Raw genomic sequence first — 15,377 nt, forward strand, 5'->3', positions numbered from 1 at the left:
TGGGTGTTTTAATAATTAAAATTTAATTTATCTAAACCGACTTTGACTTCTTCATCTTTCATGAATAAGTCCCAAAGCAGAGCTGTTCTGTGATTCTCAATCATCAATATAATTGGACCTTGGTCAATCGCCAGGTAAGAGTTTGCAAACCAATTTTCTGTCAGGTTAAAGGCATCATAAAATCCATAGTCTCCCCATAATCTGTCACCTAATTGATAATAAAAAAACTCAAGCGCTTCTATAGACTCTTCAGGTGTATAAGGCATGGAAGAAAGTGCAGCTGTCGGAGTGATCACACCTTTGTCATTTGTTGGAGAATGTGCAGAATATCCTTCATGATTATCACTTGCTGTAAGCCCCCAAGAGTATCTTTCGTATCCAGCATATCCCAATGGGTTTGTAATGGCATGCATTCTATTGATTAAAGTGTGATTTACTCCTTGTGTCCAATAATTGGCATATTGATCCACCATATTTCTTGGATCTAGACCCAAAAATGAATAATGAGAAAAGAATAGTGATCCACCATAGTTTACACCTAAGGGCAGTGGAATATTGTAAAAGGAGTTTCCATTTCTCATCCCTCCATTTCTAGCCCATCCATTGTCATAGACAATTTTATCAATCGGATAAGTTGGTGAAGCTGCTGCCAAAACATAAACAATCAAAGATTCATTATAGCCACTTATTTGAAGATTGATGGCCCATTCATGCTCTGGTGACCAATGCCAATACAATACATTTTGATTGCCACGAGTGTACCAAGACCATTCTACTTCCTCCCATAGTTTGGTTATTTTATCTATGATTATTTTTTCTTCTGGTGACTGTTCATTTAGGTACTGCCTTACGGTCAAAAGTCCTTGTACCATCAAGGCTGTCTCTACTAAATCGCCACCATTGTCAAACTGTGAAAAAGGCAACATTTTTCCGGTATTGCCATCAATCCAATGAGACCATGCTCCATGAAACCTATCAGCTGTTTCCAAAAAATCAACTATTTTTCTCCACCTTTCTACACCTTGCTCTCTGCTGATGAATCCCCGCTCTATCCCAACTATTATTGTCATCACACCAAATCCTGAACCACCTACTGTTACCAAATTTCCAGAGGTATTTCTTTCTCTTGTCATACCACTTGCAGGATGTGCAAAATCCCAAAAATATCTAAATGTCTGTTGCTGAACTTTGGTTAAAAGTTCTTCTGTAGGAATTCTTGGAAATTTATCTTGCTCAGAAGGCATTGTAAATAAATCTCTGGTCTGCTTCTCTTTTGTTTCTCCGTCAGGCCCTAATATGCCTGTCTCTATGGTCAATATATATTTTGAAAAATCTCTTAATGGAGAATTGCTCCTAAACTCCAACTTGCCATCTTCCAAAATGGAGAAAGTCAAGCTAACATTCGTAGGTCCAGTGACCCCAATTTTACTCGCAAAGTTTTGATTCTGATCAATAGAGCTTGTAAATGTTATTCTTCCGACTAGATTCAAAGGTGTGTTTAAGATCCTGTTGGAGTGTACAGGATTCCCTTCAACCACTTCTACAGAAACGACTTCTAAACCTGCCCCTGCCGTAGAAAAGTTAAGCTCGTAAGACGTGACTTGCTCTCCTTCAGCTCCTCTAAATGAATTAAAGGTGATCTGATACCTTGAATTTGACTCAAGAAGTCCTTGAGAAAAAATTACCAATTCTCTATTCTGGGCAATAAGGCTTTGTGAAAAATCAACATCTTCATTCCCCCCGTCATTTATTTTTCTAAATACAATCCCACCTTGAATACTCGCCTGATCTAAGGCTCCAGAAAATCTGAATGTCAAAGGCTGGTCCAAGGGTACATCTTGGTAAATATCATTGACTAACTCAGGTGAACTACCCCCTACTAAAAAAGAAGTGACATTGATAGCAGGCATTTCCCTTTCTTCGCTACAACTCGAGAGGATTAGCATTATAAATAATACCAGCCATGTAAGTTTATTGATTTTCATATTCAAGTTATGTAAATGATTAATAAAAATGGGAGGGTCAGCTATACCTTTCCCTCCCATTCATTCAAATCAAGAATTTTGATTAGGGACGTTCTGCATCTATGATCGCCTGAATCTCAGTTTGCGTCAATGCCTTATTGAATATTCTCAATTCATCTATCAAGCTTTGGGTAGATAGGTGTCCCCATCCAGCAAATCTCGGTGCTCCAGAACCTATGGAAAGAATATCACATCCAGTCCAATCAATTCCTGCGAAAGAACCTTGGCTCACTACTTCTCCGTCCAAATATACCGCAGCATTAGATCCTGAAATGGAAATTGCTATATGCACCCATTCATTCAAACTTGGATTGATATCGGCAGCGGCTCCACCGTCAAACCAATTCTCTCCAGTACCATTTCCTACGTTCAATTTGATTCGCTGATTAGCTCCTGCCGCTTCTCTGAACAATCTGAATCCATTGTTTCTAAAGTTCTGATTGGTTGGATTTGCAGTGTCAGGTGGTCCCATCACCAAGATACCCGCTCTATCAGGACTAGGATTAACTTTGTACCAGAATGCAGCTGAAAATTGTCCATTTCTAAGATTGTCAGTAGGAAGTGTCAAGTAACCGCTGCTACTTCCTCTGTAAGCCCTGCCTTTGACACCATCAGCAAATCCCGGAGAGCCGTTGATTGTTGCGTTTCTTACTCTAACCAACTCTAAATATTCGCCATCAAATGGCAAATAAAATATCTCCCCATCATACACAGGTACATATGGCTCTACTTTTTCAAAGTTGACAGTTTCTGTGGTAGATTTTCCTGAAAGATCCTTAGCCTCAATTGTCAAGACATGCTCACCATTACCTAATTGCTCGTGGGAGTAAGTCTTTACCAATCTTCGGTAATCCAAGAATTCGCTAGCTTGGAATATCTCAGTTCCATTCAACCTTACTACTATTGACTCTAATTCGATGTCATCAGAGACTTCAAAATTGATATTCAAGGTAGTCGTCTCTTCAGGTACTCTGATCAAAGTACCTTCAAGAGGAAAGTTTATCACTACTGAAGGTGCTACCTCATCAGGCCCTGGAGCTACTGCTACGATATCATCAGTGTATGTTCCATCACATCCAAAGGCTACTAGCCCAAGTGCAATGATTGTATATTTAAAATTTTTCATAATGATTTCAATTTAAAGATTGTAAATAATCAACCTTGAGGTGTTTCATTAGATAACTGAGGCAAGATATCGATCTGCTCCAATGGATAAGGCAAGAACCTATGAATAGCTGGCTGGAAGTTTCTTCCTCCAAAGTTCAGCTCATTAGTCTTGTTATGTCTGATCAAATCATAAAATCTAATCCCCCATTCCATTCCAAACTCCGCAAATTTCTCGTCCAATACCGTATCTATATTCACTGTAGATACTGTATTCAATCCTGCTCGACTTCTTACAAGATTTACGGCTTCAAGTGCCGAGAGTCCAGATGAATTTGCTCCACTTACCAAAGCCTCAGCATGCATCAAAAGAATCTCTGAATATCTGATCACTGTCATATTCTTATTAGTCCCATAAGTAAATCTTCCTGGTGTCAGCTGATTGCTTGGCAAGTAATGTTTGCCACTCATAAATTTGTATCTAGGATGGTTATTGAACCTGTCTCCATCAGGTGTCACATTGGAAATCCAAGAAGGTAAATTTGCATAGTTTGGATCCGATTCGATTTCAGCAATTCCATCTGGCGTAAAGATCACTGTCGTCTCCAATCGAGTTCTTTCATTTCTATCAAGCATAAACTTGATATATTTGGATGTTGGTGACCAAAACCCCCATCCTTGAGAAGCACCCGCAACTGCTGGAGTCCAACTGGAGGGTCCAAAGAAGGCGAAATTGTAGTCTTTCACTGTACCGGTGGCAGTACCAAAGTCTGAATACTGGAATTCGAAAACATTCTCTCTGTTCAGCTTACCTGGAATCTTGAACAATTCATAATAGTCAGCTTCCAAGGCAAACTGGTTTGAACTGATAATCTGACTGGTAGCATCTGCTACTCCCTGCCAATTTTTCATTTCCAAGTTTGCCTGTGCCTTGATCGCCAATGCAGTTGACCTTGTCATTCCTCCTCTGATATCAGATCTTTGGTTTGGGTGTACATTCGGCAACAAAGGAATTGCTTGATCCATTTGTGTAGAGATATAAGTCATTACCTCATCAAAACTCGATAAGTCAACATTGAACAATGCACTTGGCTGTGAACTTTCTGGAATCAGGATCGTTCCCCAAAGTTTGGCCAATTGGAGCAACTCAAAAGATTTCATCACCTTGATCTCGGCAATATACTGCTCAGCAGTAGCGGAACTTGCACCTGCTTCTTGGTACTTTCTGATTTCTTCCATTGCACCATTCCAATAAAGAATATCTGTGTAAAGGTTCAACCAAGAAGAATTGTACATCCAGAAATTCCTGTCATATCTAAACAAATCTGTTTCGGTAAGAGGAAACTGATCTCCCGCAGGTGTTACATCATCCCCTCTTACACTTATTGTTGGAAATGTTTCCCATTGTAAGTCGTACAATTCGGCATAAGCTCCATACATTAATAAAATCATATTTTCAGTCTGGGAGTAATCGGTCTCCTCTGCTATGATTTCATTCTCTAATGGTCGGTTCAAGAGATCTGAGCAAGAGGTAATACTGAATAGGCCAGCTATGATCATTACCAATCCACTTTTTATATATTTAATATTTTTCATGATATGTCTCCCTTCTTAAAATTTAACATTTAATCCTACTGTATAAACTGCAGGGATTGGATAAACTTCTCTATCTAAACCATTTGCAACTTCTGGATTGAAACCATTATAATTGAATAATGTCAATGGTCTTTCTGCTGTAAAGGATATTCTTGTTTCAGGCATCTGCAACCCGAAAAGAGGTTTATCAATTATTGAATATGAAACTCGGACATTTTGGATTCTAAAATATGATCCATCCTCCACGAAGTAAGTACTCATATTTTGGTTCCATCCCCTTCTCAGTCCTGCTGCAGAAGGATAAATGTTTGAAGTCCCTTCACCTCTCCAAAGATTGTCTGCTAAATTCGCATCGATATTGGTATCATTGGTAAAGATCATTTCCCCTCTTTTTCTGTTTAGAATACTAAACCCTGACTGACCCTGAAACAATGCCGAGAAGTCCCAATTCTTATATCTAAAGCCCGCATTAAAGCCATAAGTCAATTCTGGAAGAAAAGAGCCCAACACTTTTCTGTCTTGATCATCTATTATTCCATCACCATTCAAATCCCTAAACCTAAAATCACCTGGTTGAATGCCATTTTCTGCAATAAATTCCTGGGTGTACCCACTGTTGTTTATTTCATCTTGATTTTGGAATACGCCTTCTACTTCATATCCGAAAAATGATTCAAATGGCTGACCAATAATCGATCTTTGACGGAACTCAGCAGATCCACCATCCAAATATTGAGGTCCGCCAAGGCTTAAAACTGAGTTTTTCAAAGTAGCCAAGTTACCTGAGACATAATAGGAGAAGTCTTCTGTCACTTGGTCATTCCATCCTAAAGTAACTTCAAGACCTTTGTTTCGAATTTCTCCAACACTTCTTCTTTCCGTTGCTCTAAATACCGGAGGAATAATATTCACTGCAAGATTTCTAGTATCTCTAATAAAGTAATCTGCATCCAAGGTTAATCTGTCATTTAAGAATCTTGCATTGATCCCGATATTGGTTTCAACTGTGGTCTCCCACCTGTCTATCAAATCAAAAGTAGGGTTGAGCCTTCTTCCAAAAATAAGAGCATTGTTGATTGCTACATTATTTACCTCTAAAGTAGGTCTTCCTACAGCTGGGTCAATTGCATCATTCCCCAATTGCCCCCATGAACCTCTAAGCTTCAAGAAATCAATACCTCTGACATTGAAAAAACTCTCTGAGGTCAAAACCCATCCTGCACCAAAAGTTGCGAAATTACCCCATTTTTCTTGGAACTTGTTGTTCCCATCTCTTCTTAATGTTGCATAGAGCAAATATCTATCGTCATAGTTGTATGCAACTCTTCCAAAAAAGGATAGGAAATTATATCTTTCACCTTTATCACCAATCCGGTTTAAGTCAAAGTTTGTCGAGTTTGACAAATACCAAAACTCTTCTTGGTCTCTTGATGGGTCAGGATTTAAAGCAAGACCACGTGCAAAAATTTCTTCTTGATATTCTGATCTAAAGGACTGACCTAGAACAACTGTGAAATCATGCTTCCCAAAACCATCTGTATAGGTAAAGAAATTATCCACAATCTGGTTGTATGCCGCAATATTTTCCCTTTCCATACTGGATGGATTTTGAGTCACTCCATCGTTGTAAGAAAACCTCATCTTCCTTGCATTTACAATGTCAATATTGTAATTGTAGGCCGTCCTGAATTTAAATTTGTTTGGAATAATTTCAAAATCTGCGAAGAAATTACCCATTACTTTAGCAACATGATTTCTATCATCAGAATACAGTAAGCTATAGTATGGATTTTGGTTATTTCTGTAGGCTAAATTCTGGGCATTGGAAAGGCCAAAAGGTTCTGCGGCAGTGTTCAATTGATCAAATACAGGAAGGATTGGTACAGCAAAATATGATCTAAACCAAGCACTGTTGTCTCCATTGAATTGTCTGGCTGTGCTAAGGTTTATATTCCCTCCCACCGACAACCAATCTCTTAAATCAGAATCTAATTTAACCCTGAAATTCAACCTTTTATATTCATTTCTTGTTTCATTCAACAATCCCTGCTGTTCGAAATAACTACCTCCAATCGAGTATCTGGTTTTTTCACCACCTCCATTAAAAGTCAATGAATGATTTTGAATAGATGCCGGACTCATGACTTCAGAATACCAATCAGTATTTACATTTGGAAGACTTGGGTCAATCCTACTTCTTCCATATCGTTGGATTGCATTGTTTACAAAAGCAATATCTGCTGCACTGCCAGTCTCATTAACATACCCAACATATTGTTGTGCATTAGCCATTTTCAATACATTCTGAGGATTCTGAATCCCAACATAGCCATCATAAATAATTTCGGCTTTTTGATTGTATTTTCCAGACTTGGTTTCGATCAAAACTACACCATTGGCTGCTCTCACACCATAAATCGCAGCAGCAGAAGCATCTTTTAAAATATTGATAGTCTCAATATCTCCAGGGTTAAGGAAATCAATATTGTCAAAAAACATCCCATCTACCACATAAAGCGGTGCTCCACCTCCTTCGAATGAACCTACACCTCTGACCCGTACTGTTGGTGAAGCACCAGGTGCGCCATTGGAAACGATCTGTACACCCGCTACCCTACCTTGCAAAGATTGCATAGCTTGAGCGTTTGGAGTTTTTACAATATCATCTGTCTTTACAGTAGATATGGAAGACGTCAAATCCCTTTCTTTGATAGTACCGTAACCGATCACGACCACTTCATCCAAAGATTTTTGATCTTCATTCATTTCAACATTGATGACATTCGAATTTCCAACAACAAAACGTTGCTTTTCGAAACCTACAAATGAAAACACTAAAGCTTGGCCTACTTCTACTTCAATGGAATAATTTCCATCTATATCTGTAACCGTTCCTTTAGATGTACCTTCGATGACTACTGTCACTCCCGGCAATGGTTCACCTGTGGCATCAACAACATTTCCTGTCACTGAAATCAACTCTTGGATAGGAATTACAGAACTTGAATTTTTTCTGTCCTTTCTGACATCAATACTGTTGTTGACCTGTCTGAAGGAAAGTGAAGTTTGCTTAGCTACTTCTACAAGAAAAGATTCTACTGTTCCTGTTCTTTTGGATATTGTGATTTCTGTTTCAAGCCGTATATCTTTCTTATCAAAAGAAAAATTATATGGCGTGAGACTTTCCACTTGGTCGAAAAATTGACCAAGACTTTGACCTCCATTTTTGAGTTCGATACTCACTTTGTCTATGGATTTATATTGTCCATTGGCTGCTGTGGCAAGAACAAAATTGAGCGTCAACAATTGAAATGCAAATCCATATATAAAATATTTGGAAAACATATAAATGACATTTGTTAAATTTATTTTCATATTTTTCAAGGTTTATTGAATTGAATGATTCGATAACTCGGTTTGCTGATAATTCCATTCCCCAATGTTGCTTATCAGCTAAACCTAATCTTGGTCAGTAGATACCTGTATCTACTGGCCTCCTTTTTAGTAAAATATTAATTTTTCATAGTCTTAAAATTTTATTTCCACTTGTTTATCCTTTATTTTAAAATCAAAATGCTCCACATAGGACATGCTTTTGAGTACTACTTCTAAGGATTGATTCTGGTATTCTCCAGAAAATTTCCATACTACACCTCTAGAATTGATCAATTTGATATTTACTCCATACCATTCTTCCAATTTTCCTTTTATTTCCTCTAATGAATTATTGTCAAATACTAACCTTCCTTCTTTCCAAGACAATACTGCCGAAGACTCAAAACTTTTCACCTCATAGATGTTCTCAAACCAATTGATGATGATTTCTTCACTTGGGTATAAAATCATTTTTTCAATCTCTGTTTTCAGGTCATCCACTTCTACTTTTCCAGTTATGAGCGATATTTTCACATATCCATCCTCTTTGGTGTTGATATTAAAGGAAGTTCCAAGGGCAGTTGTAATGCTACTCTTAGAAATTACTTTGAAAGGTTTCTCTTCATCTTTGGCCACATCAAAAAATCCCTCTCCAATGAGTTCTACCACCCTAGTAGAATCGGAAAAATTCTCAGGAAAAATCAATTTACTGTTTGTATTCAACCAAACTCTTGTGCCATCTTGTAACGAAAAACTTAATTTCTCTCCGATACCTGCTTTCTTTTCTATGTATGTGATTTGTTCAGGTTCTGGAGCAGAAAAGGTCAATAGATATAAAGCCCATGAAACTAATGTGGCTAGTATAAAAATCGAAGCGACTTTAAAAAACTGGTTAAAGTCAATCCATTTTTGGAAACCACTTTTCTCATTTAACTCAAAGTCATCATTTGTATTCTCTTTTAATATTTGTGCTAGAATTTCTTTTTTAAGCGCTTCACTTGGTATCTTGTTTGCAAAACTCAACCCTCCTATCAACTCCCTTGCTTGTTTGAAAGCAGGTAATGCTTCTGGATTCGATTCCAACCAATTTTTCCAATAAATCTCCAGCTCTTCATTAGGTGATCTGACCCACTTAACAAATTCGGGATTCATCAAAAAACTTTCTTTAGTATACATTTATAAATAGGCTTTGAGTTATCTTATAAATAGTAAAGACAAAAAAGCCAGAAATGACACCTCTATTTTTTAAGAAATTTTAAGATTTTTTTCAAAACTTTAATAAAAGGCAAGATTTCAGGGCTAAGGCCCCTCTTGGTGTACGGGAATCTCATTTTGCTACGAAGATTGCAGGGCTACGCCTCTTAATTTGGAAGCTTAAGTTATTGATTTTAAAAATTCTTTGGACTGGCTTAAACTGAATTAAATATAAAACTTGATCAACATCTTAGAATTAACTTTGAGGTTGAAGCCATAATTTCTTTGTAGGAAAATTAATGTTTTATGATAGCATCGGGGGCATAGCCCACTTTTCTTCTTAGAAAAATTCGAACCGATTGAAATCCTGAGAGGCATAGCCCTGATTTCTTAAAAAACCACGATCTGGATTGAGAATTCAGGGCTAAAGCCCCTCGTGGATGAGGATGGCTCCATTTTGCTACGAAGATTGAAGGGCTACGCCCCTATTTGGATGGAAAGAATTTTTGACGAAATGAGAAAGGTAGTCCTGCCCATTCTTGTTTTGTTCCTTTCTTTTTGATTTTATTGTGTGATTCTTTAAAAAAACAATGACCAAAAACCTCAAAAAGTTTCCCTCAAAAATGATATAGATTTATAAATCAAATTCCTTACAGACTTGATGTTATCCAAATTCATGATTTCTTGAATTTCTTTGTAACTCAACTCTTCATAAAAATAATAATATATCACTTCTTTTTTTCTTGGACTTAGATGCCGGATTGCATGATTCAATTTCTTTGTTCTTTCCTCATCCATTTGTCTATCAATCAACAATTGTTCGGGAGAGAAGTTGAAATCAAAAAAATAATTGGCATCAATTGACTCCAAGTTTGAATACCATTTACCTTCTTCTTTGATCAGTTTCCTTTTTAAACTTTTGAATAGGTAAAATTTAATTGAATTTGTCTGGCCTAATTTGGCTCTATTTTTTCTCAGTTCAATAAAAAGATCTTGGATGGCATCTTTAACTAAGTCTTCCGAATTTGAGATTTTCCAGCCATAAGCATAGAGCTTATCAAAAAAGTTTTGATAAATCGTAATAAAAGCTGATTCACTCCCCGATCTAAAGGAATCCCAAATTTCAGTATCTGAAGTGTTATTTTTGGGTTTTGAATCTAAATTACTTTTAAAATGATCAATATAGGGTTTATTGGTATTTACCATAATCTTTAAGATTATAACAAATTTAAATTATCACGAAATCTAGTAATTTAAATTCGAAAAAAAAGATGCATGTTCATTAAATATAAATTATCATTATTTTATCCTTCTTAAATTTATAAACAATAGGATCAATTATAGAACATTTGAAATGTGCATATTAACTTTGACTATATCCAAACAAAACTTATGAAATTCTCTTTTCCACATCCCATGATTATCATGCTTTCCTTTGTGCTTTTGGCGACAGTATGCACTTACATGATTCCTTCTGGAGAATATGATCGGGTCATGGATGAGGATACTGGCCGAGAAGTAGTTGTTCAGGGAAGTTATAAAACTATAGAAAACAGTCCTGTCAGTATTGGAAAAATGTTTTTGAGCGTACCCGAAGGGATTATTGAAGGTGCAGAGATAGTGGTTTTGATTATCATTGTTGGTGGTGCTTTTTATGTAGTTGATAAGACAGGAGCTTTTCAAACTGGACTTGAGTCTTTGATTTACAAGTTCAAAAACGCCAAATCATACCTCTTAACCATTATAGCAGTTCTCTTTGCTACAGCTGGAGCGCTGAATGGGTTACAAGAGGAGATTATTGCCATGGTTCCAATTCTAATGATCCTTTCCCAAAGAATTGGCTATAAGAAAGTTGCTGGAATAGCGATCAGTTTGGGATCAGCATTGATCGGTGGTGCATTTGGACCGACGAACCCATTCTCAGTGCTTATTGCTCAAAAAATTGCCGAAGTCCCATTATTCTCGGCAGGAATATACCGAATGATCTTTTTGACAATCGCTTTGGTGTTTTGGGTAGTCTACGTGATCAAAACGGGAAAAGACTCTACGCTTGAAGCTGGTTCAAATGCTGAGAAACCAGCCAACATTTCTTCATCCCATAGCTTTATATTGATTTTGGTAGCAATCACATTTATTGTAATGATTTATGGATTGACCAATTGGGGATGGGATTATAACGAAATGTCAGCCATTTTCTTTGCCATGGGATTATTAGCTGGATTTATTGGAAAGCTTGGAATCAATGGAACTGCAAAAGCATATTCAGAAGGATTTGCTGAGCTTATCTTTGCTGGGATCATCGTAGGATTGGCAAGAAGTATCTACCTACTTCTTCAAGAGGGTCAGATTATTGACACCATAATTTACGCACTTTTCACTCCGATAGAAACTTTGCCACTTGGACTATCTGCATTTGGGATGATGTTGGCACAAGCGATTTTACATATCCCTGTACCGAGTACTTCAGGACAGGCTGTTTTGACTATGCCACTGCTCACACCAATCGCTGACTTGATTGGAATGTCACGACAAGTGGTTGTGTTAGCTTATCAGTATGGAGCTGGGATCATGGATCTAGTGACGCCAAGTAATGGGGGACTCATGGCTATCCTAGCTGCAGCAGGGGTTTCCTACAAAGAATGGATTCAATATGCATGGAAACCTATTTTAATAATTTTTGCCATAGCATCCATTTCAGTGGTTTTGGGAATTTATGTGTTTTAAAAACCCAACTAATAGCGTCGTAACTACTTAATAATTAGCATTTAATACCAATATTATTCTGTATTTCATTAACTTTAAGCTATTGAAATTATATTTTCTACAACCAATCGCTTAATACCCATGAAACAAGTTACAATTCTCTCCATAGATGGTGGTGGAATAAGAGGGATTATTCCTGGTACCATCTTACAATTGATCGAAGAAAAAATTCAAGAAAAAACACAAAACCCTCAGACAAGGCTTGTAGATTTTATTGATTTTGTGGCTGGCACCAGTACTGGAGGTATCTTAGGATGTGCCATGCTTGTGCCTGATCCAATAGATCCAACACGCCCAAGGTACAAAATGGAGGAAGTGGTAAATCTATACCATGAAAATGGTGCTTCAATTTTCAGCAAAAGTCTTGGACACAAATTAAAATCAGTTTTTGGTTTGAGAGATGAAAAGTATCCAAATACAAATTTAAAAAATGCACTTCAAAAATACTTTGGTAGTGTTTATTTAAGTGAATTGCTGAAACCAAGTTTATTTACTGCATACGATATTGAGAGTAGAAAGGCGAAATTTTTTAAACATGGCTACGCTTGCAACGATGAGACATATGATTTTTATGTGAAAGACGTAGCTTTGGCTACTGCCTCTGCTCCGACTTATTTTGAAGTTGCATTGGTACAATCAAGGTTTGGTTCCAAATACCCCTTAATAGATGGTGGAGTATTTGCCAATAACCCTGCTATGTGTGCTTATGCAGAAGCACGAAAATGTACTTTTGGAAACATCTCCAATCCTACTTCCAAAGATATGCTGCTCCTATCTTTGGGTACTGGTAACGTCAAAGAAGAAATTTCTTACAATAAAGCCAAAAATTATGGCCTGGCACAATGGATCAAACCTCTCATAGATATAATGATGTCAGGCAATTCCGAGACAGTTTCCCATCAACTAGAATGGTTGTTTGATGCGGGAAACAATAGAGATGGCTTCATTCGGATAGAGCCAGAATTGCACCAAGCAAAACCTACAATGGATGATGCAAGCAAAAGTAACATGAACGCCTTAAGAGACGCTGCAATAAAATATGTCAAGGATAATCCCGAAAAAATCAATAACCTTGTAGATAAACTAATTGCAAATCAAACCTATGAAGATTAACGATCAAGAACCATTACAAACCTACTTCGCCAATGAATCAAGATATGAGCAGATGCCCTACAGACGTTGTGGAAGAAGTGGATTATTACTTCCTGCAATCTCTCTTGGTCTATGGCATAATTTCGGTCATAATTCAGATTTCAAAAATGCGCGAATTATCCTGAGGGATGCATTTGACTTAGGAATAACGCATTTCGATTTGGCAAATAATTATGGCCCTCCTTATGGTTCTGCAGAAGAGACATTTGGCAGGATAATGAAGAAAGATTTTGAGAATTACAGGGATGAATTGATCATTTCCACCAAAGCTGGATGGGATATGTGGCCAGGTCCTTACGGAAATTTTGGGTCAAAAAAGTATCTAATTGCTTCCCTTGATCAAAGCCTGAAAAGAATGGGACTGGAATATGTCGACATATTTTACCACCACAGACCTGATCCAGATACCCCACTTGAAGAGACAATGGGTGCTCTGGATCAGATTGTAAGACAAGGGAAAGCTTTGTATGTTGGTATTTCACAGTACAGCGCTGAAGATACACTTAAGGCTTCCCAAATTTTGAAAGAAATGGGAACACCTTGCCTTATTCACCAACCTAGGTACAACATGTTGGAAAGATGGGTCGAAAATGGGTTGTTGGATACAATAGAAAATCAAGGTATTGGCGCTATCGCATTTTCTCCACTTGGACAGGGAATTTTGACAGATAAATATTTGAATGGAATCCCTGAGGACAGCAGAATAGCTAAAGACGGAAGATATCTCAAGAAAGAAACTATTTCAGATGAGCTAATCTTTAAAGTCAAAGCTCTGAACAAAATTGCTAAAGGTAGAAATCAAAGCTTAGCTCAAATGGCAATCGCCTGGTTACTAAAAGACCCAAGAGTAACTTCAGTTCTAATAGGCGTTAGCAAGGCTTCACAATTGAAAGAAAATGTGAGTGCAATAAATAACATCAAATTTAACGAGGAAGAAATCAAGGCAATTGAAGAGATCCTTCTTTACAGCGCTTCATAATTACGGATCACGAGGCGAGCAAATAGGTAAATAAAAATTCACCTTTTTGTTCGCCTATTTTTGTTTACCAGGGTGACTAAAGTGCAGTTAAAGTTGGATATTCAAAAAGCCATTTTTTTTCCTCAGCAGAAGTTATGTTTTTTTGAACTGTTGGCTAAACCCTACCTAACAGCACTTTCCAAAGTTGCAAGATATACCCATTTTTGATCTCTCGATTTAAGTCCTTTTTCTACTGCAACTCTTTGCTCAGCAGTAGATTCCATATCTTCATATTCCATTGCATTAAAAAACTGCACGTAATCCTTATACATGTTCATAGTAAGATGAGTTGATTTGGCTTCACTACCAAAAGGCAAAGCTGTTCGCAACAAAGTCCAGCTTCCCATCAACCCTTTTTCGATCCTACTTTGATGAATTGGCATAAACACTTCCTTCTCAGCTTTTTCATAATCTTGGAACTTACCTTCCACTGCTTTCATCAAATCAAAAGAAGCCAAGACACCTTTTTTCATATTGAAATTATCATTTGTATTTGAAATCTGCTGCATATATGCACGCTGAGCCAAATCATGGGTCCCTAAAGCTAGTTCAAATTTTTCTTTTACTTGATCCTCTTTCATATCAGGATTGACTAGCATGGCATACTTTACCAAATCTTCTTCCGTCAAGCTATTCATCATTGATACAGGATCATTAAAGTAGGTAATCGCTATATATTGGAATTCTCCTGAATCATTTCCTGAATGCAAAGACCAAAAATCCCAACCTGCAATCTTATTATCATTAACTGCGGATTGATATACCTTTTCCATAAAATCCTTATACTCAATGAAATCATACATTTGAGTAGATTCTACTTTGATAAACTCAAAAACTAGGTATCTGGAATCTTGTGCTATTGATAAACTAGATAAGAATATTCCGAGGATCAGTAATAAAATTGATTTTTTCATGGCTATTTATCTTTTGGGTTATGTCATTTGATATGGTTTTGTTAAAATTTAAGAATATTATTTTTATTTTAATAATTTTTAACCGTATTTTTTCTAACTAAATATGAAAATGGCAAAGCAAAACTGTGATAACCTTTATTCCAAGGTTATCACAGCTTTAATTATTTAATTAGGAATAAAATATTGATATTATTAACTTTTAGAAAACATACTACGATCAAGATGAAAGTAACCCGA

10 protein-coding genes are annotated in these 15,377 nt (G+C 36.9%); 3 read left to right on the forward strand and 7 right to left on the reverse strand.

All coding sequences use genetic code 11. The features are described 5' to 3' along the window. Positions 1-8: 8 nt before the first annotated feature. The 6 genes from MM236_RS08805 to MM236_RS08830 form a co-directional block, all read right to left on the reverse strand. Entirely contained in the window at positions 9-1,985 is a 1,977-nt protein-coding gene (locus tag MM236_RS08805; RefSeq protein ID WP_241274597.1) for a glucoamylase family protein, read from the reverse strand. A gap of 82 nt (positions 1,986-2,067) precedes the next feature. Beyond that, a complete protein-coding gene (locus MM236_RS08810) occupies positions 2,068-3,150 on the reverse strand; it encodes a LamG domain-containing protein (RefSeq protein WP_241274598.1) in 1,083 nt (360 codons plus the stop codon). A gap of 29 nt (positions 3,151-3,179) precedes the next feature. Then, entirely contained in the window at positions 3,180-4,724 is a 1,545-nt protein-coding gene (locus tag MM236_RS08815; RefSeq protein ID WP_241274599.1) for a RagB/SusD family nutrient uptake outer membrane protein, read from the reverse strand. Between the two features lie 15 nt (positions 4,725-4,739). Further along, a complete protein-coding gene (locus tag MM236_RS08820) occupies positions 4,740-8,099 on the reverse strand; it encodes a SusC/RagA family TonB-linked outer membrane protein (RefSeq protein ID WP_241274600.1) in 3,360 nt (1,119 codons plus the stop codon). A 153-nt stretch (positions 8,100-8,252) separates the two neighbouring features. Beyond that, complete coding sequence (locus MM236_RS08825; RefSeq protein WP_241274601.1) at positions 8,253-9,275, reverse strand: FecR family protein; 1,023 nt, start codon at positions 9,273-9,275, stop codon at positions 8,253-8,255. A gap of 621 nt (positions 9,276-9,896) precedes the next feature. Beyond that, entirely contained in the window at positions 9,897-10,499 is a 603-nt protein-coding gene (locus tag MM236_RS08830; RefSeq protein ID WP_241274602.1) for an RNA polymerase sigma factor, read from the reverse strand. Positions 10,500-10,685: 186 nt separating this feature from the next. On the opposite strand from MM236_RS08830, the gene MM236_RS08835 reads away from it, so the two are divergent. The 3 genes from MM236_RS08835 (at position 10,686) to mgrA (ending at position 14,187) form a co-directional block, all read left to right on the forward strand. Further along, entirely contained in the window at positions 10,686-12,017 is a 1,332-nt protein-coding gene (locus MM236_RS08835; protein WP_241274603.1) for a YfcC family protein, read from the forward strand. Between the two features lie 120 nt (positions 12,018-12,137). Then, positions 12,138-13,169: a patatin-like phospholipase family protein gene (locus MM236_RS08840; RefSeq protein WP_241274604.1), complete on the forward strand. Its 1,032-nt coding sequence runs from the start codon at positions 12,138-12,140 to the stop codon at positions 13,167-13,169. After that, a complete protein-coding gene (mgrA, locus tag MM236_RS08845) occupies positions 13,159-14,187 on the forward strand; it encodes an L-glyceraldehyde 3-phosphate reductase (RefSeq protein WP_241274605.1) in 1,029 nt (342 codons plus the stop codon). Before MM236_RS08840 ends, mgrA begins: the two co-directional genes overlap by 11 nt. Before the next feature lie 161 nt (positions 14,188-14,348). On the opposite strand, the gene MM236_RS08850 is transcribed toward mgrA, so the two are convergent. Then, entirely contained in the window at positions 14,349-15,140 is a 792-nt protein-coding gene (locus tag MM236_RS08850) for a hypothetical protein (RefSeq protein WP_241274606.1), read from the reverse strand. Positions 15,141-15,377: the final 237 nt, after the last annotated feature.

This window comes from Belliella calami (genome assembly GCF_022549695.1).
Classification (GTDB): Bacteria; Bacteroidota; Bacteroidia; order Cytophagales; family Cyclobacteriaceae; genus Belliella; species Belliella calami.

Excerpts from the sequence above, each read along its gene's own strand:
- MM236_RS08825 (WP_241274601.1), bottom strand. The coding sequence starts at position 9,275 with ATGTATACTAAAGAAAGTTTTTTGATGAATCCCGAATTTGTTAAGTGG.
- MM236_RS08820 (WP_241274600.1), bottom strand. The coding sequence starts at position 8,099 with ATGAAAATAAATTTAACAAATGTCATTTATATGTTTTCCAAATATTTT.
- MM236_RS08850 (WP_241274606.1), bottom strand. The coding sequence starts at position 15,140 with ATGAAAAAATCAATTTTATTACTGATCCTCGGAATATTCTTATCTAGT.
- MM236_RS08805 (WP_241274597.1), bottom strand. The coding sequence starts at position 1,985 with ATGAAAATCAATAAACTTACATGGCTGGTATTATTTATAATGCTAATC.
- MM236_RS08830 (WP_241274602.1), bottom strand. The coding sequence starts at position 10,499 with ATGGTAAATACCAATAAACCCTATATTGATCATTTTAAAAGTAATTTA.
- MM236_RS08840 (WP_241274604.1), top strand. The coding sequence starts at position 12,138 with ATGAAACAAGTTACAATTCTCTCCATAGATGGTGGTGGAATAAGAGGG.
- mgrA (WP_241274605.1), top strand. The coding sequence starts at position 13,159 with ATGAAGATTAACGATCAAGAACCATTACAAACCTACTTCGCCAATGAA.
- MM236_RS08815 (WP_241274599.1), bottom strand. The coding sequence starts at position 4,724 with ATGAAAAATATTAAATATATAAAAAGTGGATTGGTAATGATCATAGCT.
- MM236_RS08835 (WP_241274603.1), top strand. The coding sequence starts at position 10,686 with ATGAAATTCTCTTTTCCACATCCCATGATTATCATGCTTTCCTTTGTG.
- MM236_RS08810 (WP_241274598.1), bottom strand. The coding sequence starts at position 3,150 with ATGAAAAATTTTAAATATACAATCATTGCACTTGGGCTAGTAGCCTTT.